Here is an 18,969-nt window from a genome sequence, read left to right as displayed (position 1 = left end):
CAGCGGCCGATGCCAACAGCGATCGGTGCCTGCGATGAGAGCCATTCAACTGAACCGTTTCGGCGGGCCCGACGTTCTCGAGATAGTCGCGGTGCCGAAGCCCGAGCCGCAAGCCGGCGAGGTCCTGGTCAGCGTTCAGGCCGCCGGGGTGAATTTCTTCGAAGTGCTGATGCGCGCGGATCGCTATGCGGTGACGCCGCAGCTGCCGATGATCCCTGGTGTCGAGGCCGCCGGGATCGTGGAGGCCCTTGGGCATGGGGTGGAGGCTTCCTTGCTCGGCATGCGCGTCGCTGCGCCGTTGTTCGCCTCAAGCCAGCCGTTTGGCGGCTATGCCGAGTATGTGACGATCGACGCAAGCTTGGCCGTGCCGCTGCCGGATGCGCTCTCGTTCGAAGACGCGACGGCATTGATGGTGCAAGGGCTGACGGCGCTGCATCTATCGCGGCAAAGCCGGCCGGCCGGCAAATCGGTGCTGGTCGCCGCTGCCGCGGGTGGCGTCGGTTCGTTGCTCGTCCAGCTTGCCAAGCGCGCCGGCGCGAGCCGTGTCATCGCGGCAGCCGGCAGCAAGGCCAAGCTCGATCTTGCTTTGTCGCTGGGAGCCGATGCCGCCGTCGACTACAGCAACGCGGATTGGCCCGAGCACGCCCGGGCAGCGACAGGTGGCGCTGGCGTCGACATCATCTACGACATCGTCGGCGGCCCGCTGACGGCGGCCGCGCTCGAGGCCCTTGCGCCTTGCGGAGAGCTGGTGTTTGCCGCACTTGGCAGGTACGCGCTCGGCGCCCCGCAGATGGAGGCGATGATCGGCCGCAACCAGTCGCTGAGGGGTTTTGCCCTGCTACCGTTGCTGTCTACGGACGGGCTCCGTGACGGCCTTTTGGAACTTTTCGATCTGGCCGCTGGTGGTCAGCTTGTGGTGACCAAAGGTGGCCGCTTCCCGCTCGACCAGGCCAGCCACGCACATCGCCTGCTGGAGGAGCGCGGCGCGACCGGCAAGGTTGTCTTGATACCTTAGCAGGTGGTCGGCAAGGAGCCGAGGATCCGGGCTTGTGCCGTACAGGCCGTCAGCGAACCCGGTAGAATGGATTTGGCAGCAGGAACAGCTTCTCGGCATACCCACCGAACAGGTCGGATGGCTGGTCACCGACATTGGCAATTATCGTGTAGCCGGCCTTTTCGATTTCGGCCCTTATGGGTGCCTTGAAATCTGCGGCGGAACCGTATTTGGCCCCGGGCTGGACCATGTAAAGGTGCTCATAACCGGCATAGCCGGCCGACTGCAGGTTCTGTTCGGTTGCCTGACGCTGGTCCTCCGGACGTCCGGTGATGAAGAACACCGCGACTTTCGCCGTTCGCGCCTGCCGGAAAACCTCCAGCACAGGGTCGATAGCCGGATCCTTCGCAAGCTGATCCCAGGCGGCCCAGCCACAGGGACCGTCGATTGCGATGTCGCAGGCGCCGCCGATCGGGCGGCCGAAATTGTCACGTGTGATCACTTCCCAGTTGGCCAAAGCCGTCTCGTCGATGTCGAGCACCAGTGCGGGGCGAGGCACCTCCATTGCGCGCTTGACGACCCAGTCGCCTGCCTGCTTCGCCACAGCGGCAAGGTCGCGATCATAGTCGCCGGAATCATGATAATTGGCAGCCGCCAGCATCGCATCGCCGACATTGGCTGGCTGGGACGGGCTTGTGAGAAGGAGCGAGTCGGAACGCGCCGGCCCAGGAACATTTGTGCCGATCATCAGCACGATTGCCCCGACACGCGCAATTCTATTCCAACCAATCGCCCGCATCACGAGACTTTGCGGTCACGAGAAGTCGGCTGTCAAGCGAGGTCGTCCACAGGTCCTCGAGACTGCGACGCTGAATTGGACATTCCAGATGCCGAATGTCTCTATGGGTGGCTGCACGCTACACGATTTTCCGCCGCCGCGGTCTTTGCCTCCGACAGGCGACGCACCGCCGGAACCGCCGGTCGAAATGCGTCACCCGAAAATCATGGCCGTTACGCGCTTTGCCGTGCCCTACGCCGCCTGAACGATCTCGACCAGTTCAACGTCGAACACCAGATCCCGTCCCGCCAAAGGATGATTGCCGTCGAGCTTGACGCTGGTGTCGTCCACGCCGACGACTGTTACCGGCATCGGGCGCCCCTCTGAGGTTCTGACCTGCAATCGAGTGCCGAGATCGACGTTGATGTTGTCTGGTACGCGGGCGCGGTCGACGGTCATGACCGCTTCGGGGCGGTGGGGGCCATAGGCGGCGTCGGCGGGAATGGTGACGGTGCTTTTCGCGCCCACCTCCATACCCTCGACATGGGTTTCGAGACCGGCGATCACTTGTCCTTCACCCAACGTGAATTGCAGCGGTTCGTTGCCGGAAGAATCGAACTGAGTGCCGTCAGCCAGGCGGCCGTTGTAATTGATGCGCACGGTGTCGCCATTCTTGGCCTGTGTCATGATAGCCATCCTTTGAAAGTTTCGAGGGGCCGGCCAGAGCTCACGGTCCCGTCCTCGATCATCCACACACTCGGGTGCGCGGCGCGAAACGCTAAAACTAGGGACCTGGCTGCCGATGTAAACCCCGATTGGGCTACGCCGGCATGATCCGCCGGCGTTCGTCGCCTTCGGCAGGAGTGCGCCGGTCTAGCAGTCATACCGGCTCTAGCCATTCAGGCAGCGTGCAAATGGCGGCTAGATCAGGTTATGGCCGCCATCGATGCGGATTGTCTCGCCGGTCGTGAACTCGCTTTCCATGAGGTAGACATAGGCGGCGGCGACGTCCGCAGCGGTCGGAATTTTTCTCGACGGCAACCGGGCAGCCATGTCGGCAAAGAAGCTGGATTTGGCTTCTCCAACAATGTCCCACATCGGTGTGTCGACCCATCCGGGAGACACGACATTGACGCGCGTCGGGGCCAGTTCGAGCGCCAGGGCGCGGGCGAAGTAGCTGAATGAGCCGGCAATCGCAGAGACGACCGAGCCTCCCGGCACCGGTGGCCGATCCTTGTTGATACCCGAGGTGAAGGTCATGGAGCCACCGGCCTTCAGCGTGCGCACAGCGTGCTTGGAGAGCATGACGGCCCCAATCAGCTTGTTATCGACGAAGCCTCGCACAGCTTCCATGTCGGTACTGCCGATCGGATCGCCGGGCGGCAGTGTTCCGGCGGTCGATACCAGGTGGTCGAAGGGACCGATCTCCTCGAACAGGCGAGCGACGTCCGCTTCGTCGGTCATATCGGCAACCAAGCTGGTCACGTGCCCCGCATTGAGCGTCCGTTCGGCCGCCTGCAGTTTCGCGGGCGACCGGCTGACGATCACGACCTTCGCTCCGCAATTGAGAGCAGCTTCCGCGACGCCGAGACCGATGCCGGAGCTGCCGCCGATGACGATGACTTTCCTGTCCACGAGCGATGTCATGGGAGGTCTCCATTCGTTTTGCGATTTCGGTGAGGGTCAAGCTTTGCCGTCGTAGGCGGCTTCGAGGTCGGCGATGATGATCTTGCGCATCCCATACATCGCCTGCCGGACGCGGTTGGCCTTTTCGCGATCCGGGTCGGCACTGAGCCGCGGCAGGATTTCCGGGATGACCTGCCAGTAGACGCCGAACTTGTCGGTGAGCCAGCCGCAGGGTTGTTCCCTGCCGCCGCCGGCGGTGAGCGCCTCATAGTAGTAGTCGGTCTCGGCCTGGTCCCTGGTCTCGATGTAGAGTGAGAGCCGCTCGTTGAAAGGCGGCTGCGGCCCGGCATTGAGCGCTGTAAGGTGCAGACCCTCGAGCTCGAAATCGAAGGTGGCATGCGGGACCGTCTTGTTGGTTCCGGACACCCAGTCGGTGTATTCGAGCGTCTGGAGCGCTTTGCTGTTCTTGAAGACCGAGAGATAGAAATCGCGGGCCTCCTTGGCGTCGGTATTGAACCAGAGGAATGGGTGGATGGTGGCCATGTCCGTTCTCCGTTAATTCCTTGCGGCAGCGATCTTTGGCGAAGGGCCTGTCCGCTGTTGCTTTCATTCAGGCTTAGCGGTGATCCGACGGCCGATAGACCGAGCCGTCCCAGTCGCGGGCAAACCCGAGGTCTTCGAGCCGGCGGGTCGAGAAGCGTGCAATCTGGCGCTCGGTCCGGCGCCGGCTGCTCGATGCGAGGATGCGGCCGGCCATGCCTGTCAGGACGTCGACGATGGGTTCAACTCGTTTGGCATTCATGGTGCTCTCCCAGAGTGGCGGCAGTTTTGGTTTCAGCAGTTGCCCCGCGACTTTCGTCAGCGAGAGTATCAGTCACATCAAGTCGCCTTTTTAAGCGGCGGTGAATGACTGAATACGCGAGCAAATATGCCGTCTTCTGGCCTGGACGACAAACGACTTATCGGCGACAATGTGTGAGCATCGCTCACACATAGGTATCGATCCATGCCCCGGAAGCTGCCTCCCCTCACCACCTTGCCGAGCTTCGAAGCGGCGGCGCGCCTGTTGAGTTTCTCCAAGGCGGCAGAGGAACTTCATGTCACCCACGGCGCGATCAGCCGGGCGATCAAGAACCTTGAGGATCAGCTCGGTGTGCAGTTGTTCGAGCGCGGTACGCGTTCGGTGAGCCTGACCGCCGTCGGCGAGCCCTATGCGCGGGCGGTGCGCGAGGTGCTCGACCAGTTGGCCGCCGCCACTGCTGCGGCAACGGCCCGCTATTCGAGCTCGACACTGAACGTAAGCACCTCCGATGGCTTCGCGGGGAGATGGCTGGTGCCACGCCTCTACCGCTTTCACCGTGCGCATGGCGACATCGATGTGCGGGTTTCGACGAGCGGGAAGCTGACCAACTTCCTCGGCGACGGCATCGATGTCGCCGTCCGTTATGGCAGCGGAAACTATCCGGGGCTCACGTCGGAGTTCCTCACTGGTGAGGAGGTGTTTCCAGTGTGCAGCCCAAAGCTTCTTGAGGGTGCGCATCCGCTCCGCACGCCTCAGGACCTCAGACACCACACGCTGATCTGTGACAGCTTTCCGATCGACTGGGCGACCTGGCTGGCGAGCGCCGGGGCCGAGGGCGTGGACCCGCAGAGCGGGATTACCTTCGACTCTGCCACCTTTGCCATGGAGTCGGCCGCACAGGGCGAGGGGGTGGTGCTGGGTCGGACCATGCTGGTTGCGGCCGACCTCGCCGCTGGGCGGCTTGTCCGCCCCTTCGGCCACGCCCTGAAATCCCCTTCCAGCTTCTATCTCGTCTACCCGCCGGAGGCGATCCGTCAGCGCAAGGTCAAGGCTTTCAGGGATTGGCTGCTTTCAGAAGTCACGCCGCAAACGGACTGACGGGAAGGCCGAGAGAACAGGATCGTCGACGGGTCAATCGCCCGGTGACTGTCGGCTCGCCCGAACTGCGGTGATGATCCAGGCGCGCGAGTCGAAAAGCACACCGTCCGCGGTCAAGTGCGCGTCGAGCAGATCGCGCAACCGCCGTAGCGCCGCGTCGACATCCACATCCGCGCGGGCGAGCGGATCCTTGACCAGTTGCAGGCCAAGCAAAGCGTCATAGGCCGCATCGACGTCCTGGCCGTAGAAGACCGGCTCACGCACTTCGGCAAAGTCGACCGAAACAAAGCCGGATGCACGCAAGATCTCCGCGGTGATGGCGGGGTCGCCAAGCGAAAACGGGGTGGCGGCGCCCGGCGATATGGCGGTCCCCGGCGCAATCGCCCGCTGAATGGCAGTCGCCCACTCGTTGCGGTCCTGGCCCTGCCATACCATCCACACAAGACGTGCCCCTGGTCGCATCGCCCGGCCGATATTGGCGAACGCCGCCGCCGGATCGGCAAAGAACATCACGCCAAATCGACTGATGCACAGATCGAAGCCGGCAGGCGGAAATACCAGCAATTGCGCATCGCCGCGCTCAAAGGCGACGTTTCGCAATCCTTCTTCGGCGCTACGGCTCCGGGCGATCTCGAGCATCTGCGCCGATACGTCCACGCCGAGCACGCTGCCTTCCACCGCGACACTGGCGGCATCACGAGAGGATTGTCCCGAACCGCAGCCGATATCGAGCACGCGATCGCGCGTTCCCGCCTTGACCGCAGCCCTGAATACCTCGTTGTGCCGCCGCAGTTCGGCGTCGTAAAACTCAGCGCAGTTCAACACCATCGCACGCCTGTCTGGAGGTGGGCCGGCAGCATTTCCGGCCGCTCTGCCCTGATCTTTTCGCGTCGGGCTGACCCCGAACTGTCAGCCGCGCCGCGCCGCCTCGATCGCTGCAACGTCGATTTTCTTCATCTCCATCATCGCCTCGAATGCGCGCTTTGCTTCATCGCCGCCGGCGGCCATCGCTTCGGTCAGCACGCGCGGCGTGATTTGCCAGGAGATGCCCCATTTGTCCCTGCACCAGCCGCACGCACTTTCCTGGCCGCCATTGCCGACTATGGCGTTCCAATAGCGGTCGGTCTCCTGCTGATCGTCGGTGGCGATCTGGAAGGAGAAGGCTTCGTTGTGTTTGAACGCGGGCCCGCCATTGAGGCCGAGACAGGGGATGCCCGCGACCGTGAACTCGACCGTCAGCACGTCGCCCGCCTTGCCGGACGGGTAGTCGCTGGGAGCGCGGTGGACGGATTTCACCGAGCTGTCAGGAAAAGTGTCGGAATAGAAACGGGCCGCAGCCTCGGCGTCCTTGTCGTACCAAAGGCAGATCGTGTTCTTGGCGATTGTCATTGCTGGTCCCTTTGCTTTCGAAATCAATCTGGGCTTTTGAAATCAACCCGGGTTTTTCACAGCTGGCCTCGGCGTTGCACCGGACATGGAAATGCGCTCGTGCCATCGACGTTCCGACAGCAACTGCCCGGAACCAAGGTACCACGGCTGGTGCTTTCAGGACCAGATGCGGGCAGTGACTCGAACCGGAGATCCGCCTGGTCCGACCGGCGGCCTCACTTTTGGGTAGGGCAGCGCCGCTTTGCTCAAGGTCGCGCTGGCTTTCCGTTGGTGCGCCGTTGCCTCAGAAGGCGCATGAGCAAGTTCCGTCTGTCCTTGCGCGGGACGAGTTCGATATCGCTGACGAGTTTTGCGCCGCCCTTGTGCCGCTCCAATGTGATCTTGCGGCTATGGAAAGCTTCCAGCTCGGCGCGATGCGCTACGCTTATGATGGTGACCTTCGGCAATTCGCGAATGATCATCTGCATCATGTTGTCCTGGCTCTTCTCATCGAGTGCCGACGTTGCCTCGTCCAGCACGATGATATCGGGGCGGTGCAGCAGAAGACGCGCGAAGGCGAGGCGCTGCTTTTCGCCACCCGACAAGGTCTGGTCCCATGGGGCGTCCTCCTCAATCCTGTCGTTGAGGTAGTCGAGTCCCACCTTGTCGAGCGCAGCCTTGATCTTATCCAGCGTCCAGCTGTCGGCGGCGCCTGGATAGGCGACAGCGCGGCGAAGGGTCCCGGTCGGGATGTAAGGCCGTTGCGGCAACATGAACAACCGTCTGTCGGCGCGGATGTTGACGCTGCCGCTACCCCATGGCCACAGACCCGCGATGGCCCGCACCAGTGTACTCTTGCCCGAGCCGGATTCGCCGGCGACGAGCACCCGCTCGCCTGGTTCGATCACGACCTCGGTTTCCTTGACCACGGCGGTGCCGTCGTCGAGCGACACGGAGAGATTGTTCAGGCTGAGCATCGCATCGCTGCCGGTCTCGCCGCGCTTTATGCGTCCCAGCGTGTTGCTCTGTTCCGCCCGCTCGAGCCCGTCGAGCGACATCATCAGCGAGGCGATGCGCCGTGCAGAGGCATTCCAATCGGCGAGACGGGGATAGTTGTCGACCAGCCATCCGAACGCGCCCTGCACGATGGCAAAGGCCGAGGCAGCCTGCATGACCTGCCCAAGTGTCATGCTGCCTTCGAGGAACTTCGGAGCGCAAAGCAAGACCGGCACGACTGGCGCAAACAGGCTCGACCCTTGGGACACCAGCGCCGTGCGCATGTGCTGGCCTGCAAGGAGCGCCCATTGCCTGAGCACATGGGCGAATGTCTTGTCCATGCCGCTGCGCTCCTCCTCCTCGCCGCCGAGCAATGCGATACTCTCGCCGTTTTCCCGCACGCGCGTCAGCGAGTAGCGGAACTCGGCTTCCGCCTGATTTTTTTCCCCGGAGAGGTGGACGAAATGGCGGCCGATGACCGCCATCGAGGTGGACGTGATCGCGGCATAGAGCACTGCGGTGATGACCAGGAAGCCGGGAATGGTGACGGTCGAACCTGCAATCGTCAGGGTCAGGGCGCCGCCGATCGTCCACAGCACCACGATGAAGGTCGAGGCCGACAGAAATGCGACGATGACACCGGCAATGAAATCGACCGGCGATTCGGTGGCAATCCGCAAATCCTCGGCGATGCGGGCTTCGGGGTTGCTGTGGTCGCCGCCGACGAGGTTCAGCTGATAGTAGCGGCCGCTTGCCAGCCAACGCGCGATGACCGCGGTGGTGAGCCAGGAACGCCAGCGGCGCTGTATCTTCATGCGAAAGAAGACTTGTGCCACCACAAGGCTGGCGCTTCCGAGCACGAGTGGCAGGAATACGGCGCTCAGCCAATATACGGTGTGGGCATTGCGTTGCTCAATGGCGTCGAAAATTGCGCGATTCCAGACATTGATCCCATACTGGAAGCCGACATTGGCGACGATCAGGACCAACAGCCCGATCGTCAACGGCCAGGCGACCCTGTCGCCACTGCCGCTCCAGTAACCGCGGGCGCTGATCCAGAAGCGCTTAAGCAGATATCTCTTGCGCACCCGCTCGGCCTCTTCAGGTGTCCAGCTTAGGATCGGGTTCGGTGACATCCGGCGGCGGCGCGGGCTTGCCGACGACCTCGGACGCGACCTCGACAGTCGTCTGGCGCGACTTCGCGGCATCGCGCGATTGGGCGCCGTCAACCGATTTCAGCTTGAATTTAGCTTGGGGCATCCGGCGATAACGGCTTAAAAATCAGAAGGTTTCACAGCGTCCGCTCGATACGCCGGCTGCCGACAGCACCAGGGCTTCTCCAGTGTTCCAGTGCTCGTAACACCCTATGGTCGTTCTCGAAAATGACGGCCTGTGATCTGGTGCGGGACAGCTAACCGAACCCACAAGATGGAGATGTGTTCTGTTGTGTTTCGGCACCAGCCGAAAGTGAATGGTGTCGGGCCCGTCCGAGCTTGATAAGTCAGCAGTGCATCGGCGTCGGAACAAGGGTGCGATTTTGCCGTTGAGCGAGAAACTGGAAGCGACCCGCATGTCCGAATTGCCGATTGAGGAGATCGAAGGGCGGCTGAACGCCCAGCGCGAGACTTTGGCGCTGGTCGTCGCGCTGCTTGCCAGCAAGGATACGGCGCCCGAGCGAATATGGGCCGAACTGGAGGACCGTTTTCAGTTTCAGAACAGTCAGGAGGACCCCGGCGTCCTGCCAAGCCGCGCATTCGCCATCGAGGCTGCGAAGATGCGGGAGTTCAAGCTGATCGCCGAAGAGGCGCGGGCGCGCAACGCGGAATGGAACGGCAGGGACAAGCCACAGGGCGCCAGCTGACACCCCGGCGAGTGCTTGCAGGACCGGCTGTTTTGCCGTGACCGAGCATGTCAGCTTTGCTGCAAAAATGTACGCGCCAACTCCTCCCATTCCTCGTCAAGCGTTGAGGTCGACGGCGCGGCATTGCTGCGGCGATACCAATATTCCGCATTCGACTGGTCGCCTTCCTTGCGGTGGAGATAGGCATGTACGTGCATGCCGGCCGTATCGTCGCGCTGCTGCGCGCATTCGTGCGCCTTAGCCCAATCGCCCTTTGCATCCCACCACAGCGCCTGCAGGGCAGGACTCAAGCCGGCTGGCGGCTGTGGTTCGGCAATCGAATCCCTGAAGGCTTGCAGATCCATTTTGTTCACCATAGCGACGGTACAGGGCGTCTATAATAACCACGCCGGCGGCCGACCGATAGCGTGCATCGGGCGGGATGACTGACATAGATATCAGGACTGCCGAGAGCGGAGGTCCGATAACCGCACTGCCAGACGCTTGATTCGATGACCTGCATGAAATAGTGCGCGCCACGAAACCATGATGCCTGAGACAGCGAGGATAAGTAGCGAGCCGATGACAGCCTCCGACAACCCACGCCAATTCTACCACGGCACCCGGGCCGACCTTAAACCGGGAGACCTGATCGAAGCCGGCTACAGCTCCAATTACGGCGCGCGAAAGCAGGCAGCCTGGGTCTATCTGACCGGCACTCTGGATGCGGCTATCTGGGGTGCAGAACTGGCCGCCGGTGACGGACGCGAAAGGATCTACATCGTGGAACCAACCGGCCCGATCACCGACGACCCCAACCTTACGGACAAGAAATTTCCCGGCAATCCGACGCAGTCCTATCGCTCCCGCCAGCCGCTCAGGATCACGAGCGAGGTCACCGAGTGGCAGGGCCACTCGCCCGAGCGGCTGAAAGAGATGAAGGACCATATCGAACGGCTGAGGGCGCAAGGCATCGAGGCGATCGATTGATCGCGAAGTCCTGCGATTGCCAAGCTTGACCTGGCTGACGGTCGGCGGCAGTCTCATTTCTGCGTCGCAGCCGCCGCGAAATACGGCTCCACGTCCGCAATGGGTCCGTGAGTTGTCGTTGCTTGCAGGGGCTGGAGAGCGGATGCTTCCTTTCATCTCGTCGCGAACGTGATGATCTCGGAGCTCGAAGGGCCAACTGGGCTGCCGTCAAAGCCGCCGAATTGCCGTTCGATCCGTAGCCCCGCGTTCCCCAGCAGGCTCGATAGGGCGTCCATGTCGAGGAATCGCAAGGTGCTGCGACTAACTTTCGGAAGGCTCGGATGCTTTCCGCCGAACCTGTGGGTGAATGTCACGGTCTGGCCATCGAACGGCATGATCACCTCTGTTGTGATCTGCACCAGAGACCCGTCAGGCAGCTCAACGACGACAGCATTTTCGGGTGTCCAGTGCTCCCACGCCCGCACCGAAGGGTTCCGCGTTTCGAACGCGAAGCATCCGCCTGGCACAAGGGCGTGTCGCGCAGCCGCCATGAAATCCCCCAGATCTTCGTCGCTGACAAGGGCCTGGAATGCGTGCCCCGTCATCACAATGAGATCAAACTCGGCTGTCCAGCCGGCCGATTGGAGATCGCCGAGGACCCATTCGATATCCGTGCGCGTTCGTGCCCGATTCAACACGCCGGGTGCTGGGTCGATGCCGCAGAGCCGCCCTGAATGTCCGGCCAGGCGTGCCTCGTGAAGGAGGGTGCCCGTTCCACATCCGACATCAAGCACCGCGTTTGCTGTTAGAATGCGGGGCAGGTAGAAATCATAGTCGTCGCGCGCAGATCTCGGGTGCCAGGCATCATAGACGGCAGCGAGATACGGGTCGGCGAAAAACTGGTCGACCATAAGGCGATATCCCCAATCAACTTTGAATGTGCGAGCGGTGTCGCCGAGAGCATATAGCCCATAAGTCGCGTCGCTCGTTACCGCACGACCTCGCGGTGACCGCCGGGCAGGCGGGTGGCGATAAGCTTGTCGATGCGGCGGCCGTCGAGGTCGACGACCTCGAAGCGCCAGCCTTGCGCGTCGACGCATTCGCCGGTCGCCGGCAGATGATGCAAATGCGACAGCACATAGCCGGCGACGGTTTCGTAGTCGCGGTTCTCGGGCAGGTCGATGCCGAGGACCTCCGCCATCTCGTCGGCCTGCATGTAGCCGGCAAGCAGCCATGAGCCGTCCTCGCGCTTGACGGCGTTTTCCTCTTCGCCGGCATCGAGATCCGAACGGAAGACGCCGGTAATCGCTTCCAGTATGTCGGCCGGGGTGACGATGCCTTCGAAATGGCCGTATTCGTCATGCACCAGCGCCATCGGCACGTCGGATTCCTTCAGCGTCGCAAGCACGTCCAGCGCGTCGGCCTGGTCATGCACGATTGGCGCGACCCGCACGTGCCGGCGCGGGTCGAGGGCGCGGCCGCCGAGCATTGTGGCCAGCACGTCGCGGGTCTGGACGACGCCGATCATGGCGTCGACGCCGCCGTCGCCGGCCGGCAGGCGCGAATGCTGGGTCTCCATCAACAGCTTCCTGATGGCCGCCTCGTCGGCTTGCAGATTGATCCAGTCGACCTCGGTGCGCGGCGTCATCACCGCGCGCACGGCACGGTCGCCGAGCCGCATGACGCCGGCGATCATGCGCCGTTCGTCGGATTCGATGGTGCCATGGTGTTCGGCCTCGGCGACCAGCATCTTGATCTCCTCGTCGGTGACCTTGTCCTCGCTCTGGCCGCGCTGGCCAAGCAGCCACAGGAGGGCCCGGCCGGAAAAATCGAGCAGGAAGACCAGCGGCGCCGAGACGCTGGCGAGGATGGTCATTGCCGGGGCGACCCTGACGGCGACCCGTTCGGGGTCGCGCAATGCGATCTGCTTGGGCACCAGTTCGCCGATGATCAGCGAGCCATAGGTGATGAGGGCGACGACGATGCCGACGCCGAGCGGATCGGCGAGGTTTTCGCGGATGCCGGCCGACGCCAGGGAGGTGGCCAGCCGCTCGCCGAGCGTGGCGCCGGAAAAGGCGCCGGACAAGACGCCGACCAAAGTGATGCCGATCTGCACCGAGGACAGGAATTTTCCCGGATTGGCGCCGAGCGCCAGAGCCCGGCCGGCGCCCTTGACGTTGCGGTCGATCATCGTCTTGAGGCGCGCCGGCCGCGACGAGACGATGGCGAGTTCGGACATCGACAGAAGGCCGTTCACGCAGATGAGGACGACCACGATGGCAATTTCAGCATAAAGCATGCCGGGTCCATAGCATTGCCGCGCGGCTTTCGAAAATAGGACGGTCGCGCTTTTTAAATTTAGCGAGCCGGGCAATCAGGCGGCACCCCATGCCGCATCCCAGGGCGGCGCGGAAAAATGCTCGATCAGGGCGTCGACGACGACGCGCACCTTTGGCGCGAGATTGCGAGTTACCGGCCAGATGGCATGCACCACGGTGTTTTCGACAAGACAGTCCGACAGAACCATTTCGAGCTCGCCGCGCCTGATGCTGCCGGCCGTCAGCCATGTCGGCAGATAGACGATGCCGCAGCCGGCCAGTACCGCATCGAGCATCGGTTCGCCGTGGCCGAGCACCAGCCGCGCCTTGGGCGCGAATTTCTCGAGACGGCCGTCGGCATGCCTGACGGTCCAGGGATGGACCGTGCCGTCGCGGCCGTAGCCGATGAGGCTGTGCCTGGCCAGGTCCTCGATCGAGTGCGGCCTGCCATGGGCGTCGAGATAGGCGGGGGCGGCGACGATGGCCGAACGCTGGGCATAGATGCGGCGCGCGGCGAGCGACAAGCTGTCGTCGAGGTCGCCCATGCGCACCGCCAGGTCGATGCCTTCCTCGATCAGGTCGACGCGCCGGTCGTTGAACGAGATTTCCATCGTCAGATCCGGGAATTTTTTGGAAATGTCGAACAGAACCGGGGCGACGCACCGCCGGCCGAAGGCCAAAGGCAGGTCGACACGCAGCCGGCCGGAAGGCACCTGCTTGCGCGAAGCCAGCAGTGACTGCGCGGCTTCGATCTCGGCCAGTGCCCTGACGCAGGCTTCGTAGTAGCTCAGGCCCTCGCTGGTCGGGCTCAGGCTGCGGGTGGTGCGGTTGAGCAGGCGAACGCCCAATCGCTGTTCCAGCTGCGCGATCGACTTGCCGACCGCCGATTTCGTGACATGCAGCCGCGCGCCGGCGCCGGTGAAGCTGCCGGCCTCCACCGCGTGAACGAATGCGACGATGCCTTGCAAATTGGCCGATTCCAATGAAGCGCTCCTATTGTAGAGTTTTGCTCCTTAGTCTGTTGCAGAACGTGCCACGTGGAAGCACTTTTCTCCATATTGAAACGGCATAAATGTCTCGCGCACCATCAACCACGGAGCGCGAACCAAATGAGCACCCAAAACAGATCCTGGCAGATGACCGGTTTCGGCCTGTCCAGTTTGAAGCCGGCCGAGGGAAAGCTGCCCCGACCCGGGCCGCATGATCTTCTGGTACGCGTCACAGCGGTATCGCTGAATTACAAGGACAGGATGATCGTCGATGGCGTGCTGATACCGGACCTCAGCTTGCCGTTCGTGCCGACATCGGACGCGGTTGGCGAAATTGTCGCCACCGGCAGCGAAGTCAGCCGCTTCGGCATCGGGCAGCGCGTGCTCGGCCAGGTGATCGCCGACTGGCCGGACGGCAACGCCCCGCCGGTGCTGCACAAGCATACGCTTGGTTCGTCACTGCCCGGCATGCTGTCCGAGCATGTTCTCTTTCACGAGGATGCCGCCGTGGCGGCGCCGCCGTCGCTCAGCGATGTCGAGGCGTCGACGCTGCCGATCGCGGCGCTGACGGCGTGGTTCGCGCTGGTCGAGGCGGCCAAGCCTATCCCGGGTGAGACCGTTCTCATCCAGGGCACCGGCGGCGTGTCGCTGTTTGCGCTGCAGTTCGCCGCCGCTTTCGGCCTGCGCGCCATCGTCACCTCGAGCAGCGACGAGAAGCTCGAGCGGGCAAAAGCGCTGGGCGCCTGGAAGGTGATCAATTATCGCAGCCATCCGGCATGGGACGAGGTCGCCCGCGAGTTGACAGACGGCGCCGGCGTCAGGCACGTGCTGGAAATGGTCGGCGGCGACAATGCGCGGCGCTCGCTCAATGCGCTGGGCGCCGACGGCAGGCTGTCGCTCATCGGCCTTCTCGGCAGCATGGAGCTCAGTTTCCCGATCATTCCGTTCCTGCGCAACCGGATCGTCGTGCAGGGCATATCGATCGGCCACCGCCGCGCCTTCGAACGAATGAACCAGGCGATCGAGACGCTTGCGATCAAGCCGGTGATCGACAGGGTGTTTGGCTTCGACGAGGTGCCGCAGGCATTCGAGCGTCTGGAGACGGGACCGTTCGGCAAGATCGTGATCACCGTCCCCTGAGCCCGTCGGGACGAAATGGCTGTCAGACGGGCCGATTGCGCGCCTACGGCAGTTGCAGCAGTACGCCGATGATGGCCTTGCCGTCGGTGAAATAGGGATCGCCTTCGCCGTTGCGCCCGGTCTTTGTTGCGCCGACCCCTGGTATCTCGCTGGTCGAGATCAGCATGCCGGCGGAGGAGAGGTCGCGCATCAGCCCGTCGCGCTCGGCGTCGATGTCGGGGCCGATGTGATGAGTGATCGCGCCCGTGTCATGGCTGAGGCCGACGCCGCGGTCAAAGCTTGCCGAGCCAAGCCAAAGCGGCCGGCCGTCGTCTCCGGTCGCAGCGGTCTGCCAGAAGCGGACGTGGTGGCGCCGGTCGGCGCTGTCGCCGACCGGCTTTTCGAAGGCTAGGTCCTGGGCGCGGCCTTCGAACAGCAGCCGGCTGACCGGCGCGTCGGAATAGGGGCGGTCAAACAGCACGCTTTCGCCGATCTCGATCGCCGTCTTCAGCGAGACCGCGTCTGCCGTATCCCAGCCGGCGACGGCAAAAGCATGGACAAGCTCCTTCTTGGTGCCGACAAGGCCGACATTGATCGGATCGCCCGGAATGCCTTGCGGCGTGTGCGTGACCATCTCGAATTGCTGATTGCGAAAATTGCGGTCCCGCAACGTCCAGAACTCAGGCGCGGCGAAATAGGCGAGCGAAAGATAAGCGGCACAGCATGCCACCAACCAGGTCGTTGCACGTCGTCGAAGGCTTCGTTGGCTCAAGAGGCACCACCCAAGCGTCTGCGCACCATCTTAATCGGCGCAGCAGGTCTTGGGCAGGGGCTGCAATCAGCGGCAGGCGCGATAGCCGTTCTTGCGGTTCTTGATGTCGAAATGGAAATGGTTGCGGTGGTCGTAGTTGTAGCCGGGGCCGAGCACGGTGGTGAAATACTGGCAGCCGTCGGCCCGCACATTGTTGAGGAAGCCGCGCGTGCGGAAGGCGAACAGGCCGGGCTTGCGGACGTCGATGTCGTCGCCATTGTTAAGCTCGATGCTCATCACATCGAGCGCATTGCCCTTGCCGTGTTCCGACAAAACACCTTCGCCGGCGATCCTGCGGCAGGAATAGCTCGAGCCCTGGTGGATGGTCTTGACGCCTGAAAAATAGCGCCAGCGGGCCGATGGGACGAGTTCATTCCTGGTCCAGCCGGCAAAGCTGGCGGCCATGTCGCAGGTCAGCGTCGCGGCCGGCTTCATCGCGACGCTGCCGATGGCCGAGACCCTGACCGGATAATCGATGCCGCATTGGCCTTCATGGATCGGCGCGACGTCGGTGTAGACGACGCCGAGGCGTTTCAGCTCCTTGCGGCAATCGATCTCTGCGGCCGGCATCTGTTCGGCCGGCGACATCGGATTTTCCATGCGCGGATAGGCGGCCGTCATATAGGGGTTGGATGGGACGAGGCGCTGCATGCCGGAATATTCTGGGCCGGAATCTTGCTGGCCGGAATATTGTGGGTCGGAATAGGGCGGAACGGCAGCGGTCTGGCTGCCGACGTCGACGGCCGGCTGCAGCGACAGCACGCTGCCGGTGTTGCAGGCGGAGACCGCCGCAATGGCAAGCACGACGGCAAGCCTGCCGGCCATGCGCGCGCGTCCTGTGTGCCGCGCAGCGACAAGCGCAGCGCGAATTAGCCCGGCCATCGGAAGGGTCCCTGTCCCCAGATGGCACAGACTCTAAACCTGAAGAGTAAAGGAAAAATCAGCGGCGCCGTTCACGCCTGCGGCAAAATTGCGGCGCCCGCTATCGGCGGCCGGCGTTATTGGCAAAACGTGCCGCCATTGCGGCGCGGTTCGAGGTCGAAGTGGAGATGCTGCGAATGATCGGCGTCGCTGCCGGGGCCAAGCACGGTCTTGAACGGTCCGCAGGCTGCCTTGCGCACTGTGTCCAGGAATTTCGCGTCCTTTTCCGGCGGCGCCGGGCCGACATCGATCTCCTTCCCGTCCGAAAGCGTGAAGCTGGCGATATCGAGCGCATTGCCGAAGGCGTGCTCCGACAATTTGCCCCCGCCATTGCGCGACCGGCAGACGAAGGCGGAGGCCTGGCCGATCGATTTGATATCCATGCCGAACTCGGCCTTTGCAGCAGGCTGGATGACCGAAGCAGCAAAGCGTGCGGCCGCTTCAGCCATCTGGCAATTGAGCTCGGGCTCCGGGCCGATGGCGATGGATTTGCCGAGCGTCCTCAGCACGATCGGGTAGGGGATCGAGCAACCGACCGCCGTATCATGCTCGGGCTTGCGCTCCTCGAAATCGACGCCCATCGATTTCAGCCGCCTGCGGCAGGCCAATTCCTCGGCCGGCATTTCTTTCTCGGCAATTGCGACCGATCGAGGATCGGGAAGGATTTCTTGCTCCGCCTTTTTGTCTGCCTCGGCCGGATTTTGTGGCGCGACCGATGGGTTTGCCTGCGGCTCGGCCTGCGCCGGCTTTTCAGGCGGCTGTGGTGCGATCGCCGGCGGCTTCGGCTGCTCGGTCCTGGACTGGCCATTTTGGGGCTGATCGTTTTGAGGCTGACCGTTTTTGGGCCGCTCAGCCTCCGGAGCGGGGCGTGGTTCGGGGACCGGGATCTCGGTTGGTGCTGGCGGAGTGACTTGCTGGTTGAGTTGCGGAACCGGTGCGGTTGGCGGCAGCTCGGGCGCCTTGGCTGAAACGGGTCCCGCCAGCGGCGTAGCCGCAACGGCCAGCAGCAATCTGCCCAATCTGAAAAAGCCAAACGCCGCCATTGGATCGCAACGGCCAGAATGCAGGGAAGTTGCCTTGGGCGAGGGGGGCTGGCGATCACAATCGGTAACCGCGCTGTTACGCGCCGATCGCTTCCAGCCCCTCCTCGAGCCAGTCCGCCAGCAGCGGCATGCCGAGTAGATATTTTGCCGTGCGCTTGTTGGCGCGCTCGCGGGCGGCGGTCAGCGCGTCCGTCCATTCCGTCGCGTCATAGTCGCCGCGGCCAACCCAGGCCAACGCAATCAGTTCGGCCGCTTCGTCGACATTGAGATCGTCGATCAGCTCGCGCAGTTCTTCCTCGGTGAGATCTTCGGAGCTTTCCTCGGCAAGGCCGTCATGATGGTGGTTGTCGTGCGCGTTGCCGTCGAGCTCTACCTCGTGCTCGGCGCCGTCGGTATAGTCTTCGTTGACGGCGGCGCTGAGCGCCTTTGCCTTCAGGATGAACAGGCGCACGGTGTCGGGACCGATCGAAAGCTCCCAGTCTCGTTCAACGCGTTGCTGCACCGGCCGTCTCCCTGCTTCGTGCTCGGTCGGCCCGATGATAGCGGATTTGCAGCGCTCGTCACGTTCTCTTGCGCGTGGGCGTTAATCGTGAACCATGATTTATGATGCCCTCTCTTCCCGGAATAAGATGGCCTTGCTGGGAGAGATCGCGGTTTTGAGATAGGATGACATTTTCCGGGACGAAACGGCTTTGGGCCGGCGTTAGTGTTGCATTGTCAGGTTCAAAGGAGAGTGTAATGCGCAGACGATTGCTGATTTACGCCATGGCCATTGCCGCCCTGCCGCTGATTGCGGCTCCGGCGTTTTCGGCTGGTGAAGGCGGGGGAGGTGGTGGCGGCGGCGGCGGTAATGGCGGCGGCGGCCAGAGCCAGTGCAAGAAGGGGGAGGCCTGGGACAAGAAGCAGAAGAAATGTGTCTCGCCGAAGCAAGGTATGCTGGATGACGACAGCATCTATGATGCCGGTCGCGCGCTGGCGATGGATGGACGCTATGACGAGGCGATCGCCGTGCTCAGCCTCGCCGCCAACAAGCAGGACCCGCGCATCCTCAACTATCTCGGCTATTCGCACCGCCATTCCGGCCGCGTCACCGTCGGCCTCGGCTATTACGAGGAAGCGCTGCGCATCGACCCGAACTACACGCTGGTACGCGAATATCTCGGCGAGGCGCACCTGCAGATCGGCGATCTTGCCGGCGCCCAGGAACAGCTCCGCGAAATCGAGAAGCGCACGGGCAAGGGATCTCGCGAATACGGCATGCTGTCGGAGCAGATCGATCATTTCATGAGGAGCTGAT

Annotated in this window: 21 protein-coding genes and 1 pseudogene; 6 read left to right on the top strand and 16 right to left on the bottom strand. The window is 63.0% G+C overall.

Features of this window, described 5'->3' with window-relative positions; all coding sequences use genetic code 11:
- Positions 1–34: 34 nt before the first annotated feature.
- On the top strand, positions 35–1,015 hold the full coding sequence (locus tag NKJ72_RS15280) for a quinone oxidoreductase family protein (protein ID WP_352477898.1): 981 nt from the start codon (positions 35–37) through the stop codon (positions 1,013–1,015).
- A gap of 49 nt (positions 1,016–1,064) precedes the next feature.
- On the opposite strand, the gene NKJ72_RS15275 is transcribed toward NKJ72_RS15280, so the two are convergent.
- The 5 genes from NKJ72_RS15275 to NKJ72_RS15255 form a co-directional block, all read right to left on the bottom strand.
- Positions 1,065–1,742 carry an HAD family acid phosphatase gene (locus NKJ72_RS15275; protein ID WP_352477896.1) on the bottom strand — a complete coding sequence of 226 codons (678 nt, stop codon included), beginning with the start codon at positions 1,740–1,742 and terminating at the stop codon, positions 1,065–1,067.
- A gap of 282 nt (positions 1,743–2,024) precedes the next feature.
- Positions 2,025–2,459 carry an FKBP-type peptidyl-prolyl cis-trans isomerase gene (locus NKJ72_RS15270; protein ID WP_352477894.1) on the bottom strand — a complete coding sequence of 145 codons (435 nt, stop codon included), beginning with the start codon at positions 2,457–2,459 and terminating at the stop codon, positions 2,025–2,027.
- A 234-nt stretch (positions 2,460–2,693) separates the two neighbouring features.
- On the bottom strand, positions 2,694–3,419 hold the full coding sequence (locus tag NKJ72_RS15265) for an SDR family oxidoreductase (protein WP_352477892.1): 726 nt from the start codon (positions 3,417–3,419) through the stop codon (positions 2,694–2,696).
- Positions 3,420–3,455: 36 nt separating this feature from the next.
- Positions 3,456–3,941: a VOC family protein gene (locus NKJ72_RS15260; RefSeq protein ID WP_254819234.1), complete on the bottom strand. Its 486-nt coding sequence runs from the start codon at positions 3,939–3,941 to the stop codon at positions 3,456–3,458.
- Positions 3,942–4,014: 73 nt separating this feature from the next.
- Positions 4,015–4,200: a DUF1127 domain-containing protein gene (locus NKJ72_RS15255; protein ID WP_254819235.1), complete on the bottom strand. Its 186-nt coding sequence runs from the start codon at positions 4,198–4,200 to the stop codon at positions 4,015–4,017.
- A gap of 204 nt (positions 4,201–4,404) precedes the next feature.
- Here NKJ72_RS15255 and gcvA point away from each other — a divergent pair, with 204 nt between their 5' ends.
- Entirely contained in the window at positions 4,405–5,298 is an 894-nt protein-coding gene (gcvA, locus tag NKJ72_RS15250) for a transcriptional regulator GcvA (RefSeq protein WP_352477890.1), read from the top strand.
- Between the two features lie 33 nt (positions 5,299–5,331).
- Here the strand turns inward: gcvA and NKJ72_RS15245 are convergent, their stop codons facing one another.
- From NKJ72_RS15245 to NKJ72_RS15235, 3 genes and pseudogenes are all read right to left on the bottom strand, one after another.
- Entirely contained in the window at positions 5,332–6,126 is a 795-nt protein-coding gene (locus tag NKJ72_RS15245) for a class I SAM-dependent methyltransferase (RefSeq protein ID WP_352477888.1), read from the bottom strand.
- 81 nt (positions 6,127–6,207) lie between these two features.
- A complete protein-coding gene (locus tag NKJ72_RS15240) occupies positions 6,208–6,681 on the bottom strand; it encodes a VOC family protein (protein WP_352478097.1) in 474 nt (157 codons plus the stop codon).
- A 251-nt stretch (positions 6,682–6,932) separates the two neighbouring features.
- A pseudogene (locus tag NKJ72_RS15235) lies at positions 6,933–8,922 on the bottom strand (ABC transporter ATP-binding protein/permease).
- A gap of 310 nt (positions 8,923–9,232) precedes the next feature.
- Here NKJ72_RS15235 and NKJ72_RS15230 point away from each other — a divergent pair.
- A complete protein-coding gene (locus NKJ72_RS15230; RefSeq protein WP_254819239.1) occupies positions 9,233–9,523 on the top strand; it encodes a hypothetical protein in 291 nt (96 codons plus the stop codon).
- A 50-nt stretch (positions 9,524–9,573) separates the two neighbouring features.
- Here NKJ72_RS15230 and NKJ72_RS15225 read toward each other — a convergent pair whose 3' ends face one another.
- Positions 9,574–9,867 (bottom strand): hypothetical protein, encoded by a 294-nt coding sequence (locus tag NKJ72_RS15225; RefSeq protein ID WP_352477886.1) that lies wholly within the window; start codon positions 9,865–9,867, stop codon positions 9,574–9,576.
- Positions 9,868–10,084: 217 nt separating this feature from the next.
- Here NKJ72_RS15225 and arr point away from each other — a divergent pair, with 217 nt between their 5' ends.
- The gene (gene arr / locus NKJ72_RS15220; protein WP_352477884.1) at positions 10,085–10,492 is read left to right on the top strand and encodes an NAD(+)--rifampin ADP-ribosyltransferase; all 408 of its coding nucleotides are present in this window, start codon (positions 10,085–10,087) and stop codon (positions 10,490–10,492) included.
- A 152-nt stretch (positions 10,493–10,644) separates the two neighbouring features.
- Here arr and NKJ72_RS15215 read toward each other — a convergent pair whose 3' ends face one another.
- From NKJ72_RS15215 to NKJ72_RS15205, 3 genes are all read right to left on the bottom strand, one after another.
- The gene (locus NKJ72_RS15215) at positions 10,645–11,382 is read right to left on the bottom strand and encodes a class I SAM-dependent DNA methyltransferase (protein WP_352477882.1); all 738 of its coding nucleotides are present in this window, start codon (positions 11,380–11,382) and stop codon (positions 10,645–10,647) included.
- Positions 11,383–11,459: 77 nt separating this feature from the next.
- Complete coding sequence (locus NKJ72_RS15210; RefSeq protein WP_352477880.1) at positions 11,460–12,770, bottom strand: hemolysin family protein; 1,311 nt, start codon at positions 12,768–12,770, stop codon at positions 11,460–11,462.
- Positions 12,771–12,845: 75 nt separating this feature from the next.
- Positions 12,846–13,772, bottom strand: a complete 927-nt coding sequence (locus tag NKJ72_RS15205; protein WP_352477878.1) for a LysR family transcriptional regulator — start codon at positions 13,770–13,772, stop codon at positions 12,846–12,848.
- 126 nt (positions 13,773–13,898) lie between these two features.
- Here NKJ72_RS15205 and NKJ72_RS15200 point away from each other — a divergent pair, with 126 nt between their 5' ends.
- The gene (locus NKJ72_RS15200; RefSeq protein WP_352477876.1) at positions 13,899–14,918 is read left to right on the top strand and encodes a zinc-dependent alcohol dehydrogenase family protein; all 1,020 of its coding nucleotides are present in this window, start codon (positions 13,899–13,901) and stop codon (positions 14,916–14,918) included.
- A 43-nt stretch (positions 14,919–14,961) separates the two neighbouring features.
- On the opposite strand, the gene NKJ72_RS15195 is transcribed toward NKJ72_RS15200, so the two are convergent.
- From NKJ72_RS15195 to NKJ72_RS15180, 4 genes are all read right to left on the bottom strand, one after another.
- Positions 14,962–15,669: an LssY C-terminal domain-containing protein gene (locus NKJ72_RS15195; RefSeq protein WP_352477874.1), complete on the bottom strand. Its 708-nt coding sequence runs from the start codon at positions 15,667–15,669 to the stop codon at positions 14,962–14,964.
- A 66-nt stretch (positions 15,670–15,735) separates the two neighbouring features.
- Positions 15,736–16,590 (bottom strand): extensin-like domain-containing protein, encoded by an 855-nt coding sequence (locus tag NKJ72_RS15190; RefSeq protein ID WP_352805712.1) that lies wholly within the window; start codon positions 16,588–16,590, stop codon positions 15,736–15,738.
- Positions 16,591–16,706: 116 nt separating this feature from the next.
- Positions 16,707–17,672, bottom strand: a complete 966-nt coding sequence (locus NKJ72_RS15185) for an extensin family protein (RefSeq protein WP_352477870.1) — start codon at positions 17,670–17,672, stop codon at positions 16,707–16,709.
- Between the two features lie 76 nt (positions 17,673–17,748).
- Entirely contained in the window at positions 17,749–18,174 is a 426-nt protein-coding gene (locus NKJ72_RS15180; RefSeq protein WP_352477868.1) for a DUF3775 domain-containing protein, read from the bottom strand.
- A gap of 236 nt (positions 18,175–18,410) precedes the next feature.
- On the opposite strand from NKJ72_RS15180, the gene NKJ72_RS15175 reads away from it, so the two are divergent.
- Complete coding sequence (locus NKJ72_RS15175; RefSeq protein ID WP_254819249.1) at positions 18,411–18,968, top strand: tetratricopeptide repeat protein; 558 nt, start codon at positions 18,411–18,413, stop codon at positions 18,966–18,968.
- The last annotated feature ends 1 nt before the right edge of the window (position 18,969 follow it).

It is taken from the genome of Mesorhizobium sp. M0045, assembly GCF_040323385.1.
Taxonomy (GTDB): domain Bacteria; phylum Pseudomonadota; class Alphaproteobacteria; order Rhizobiales; family Rhizobiaceae; genus Mesorhizobium.
The sequence above is the reverse complement of the archived record's forward strand: the minus strand, read 5'-3'. Positions and strand labels throughout refer to the sequence as shown.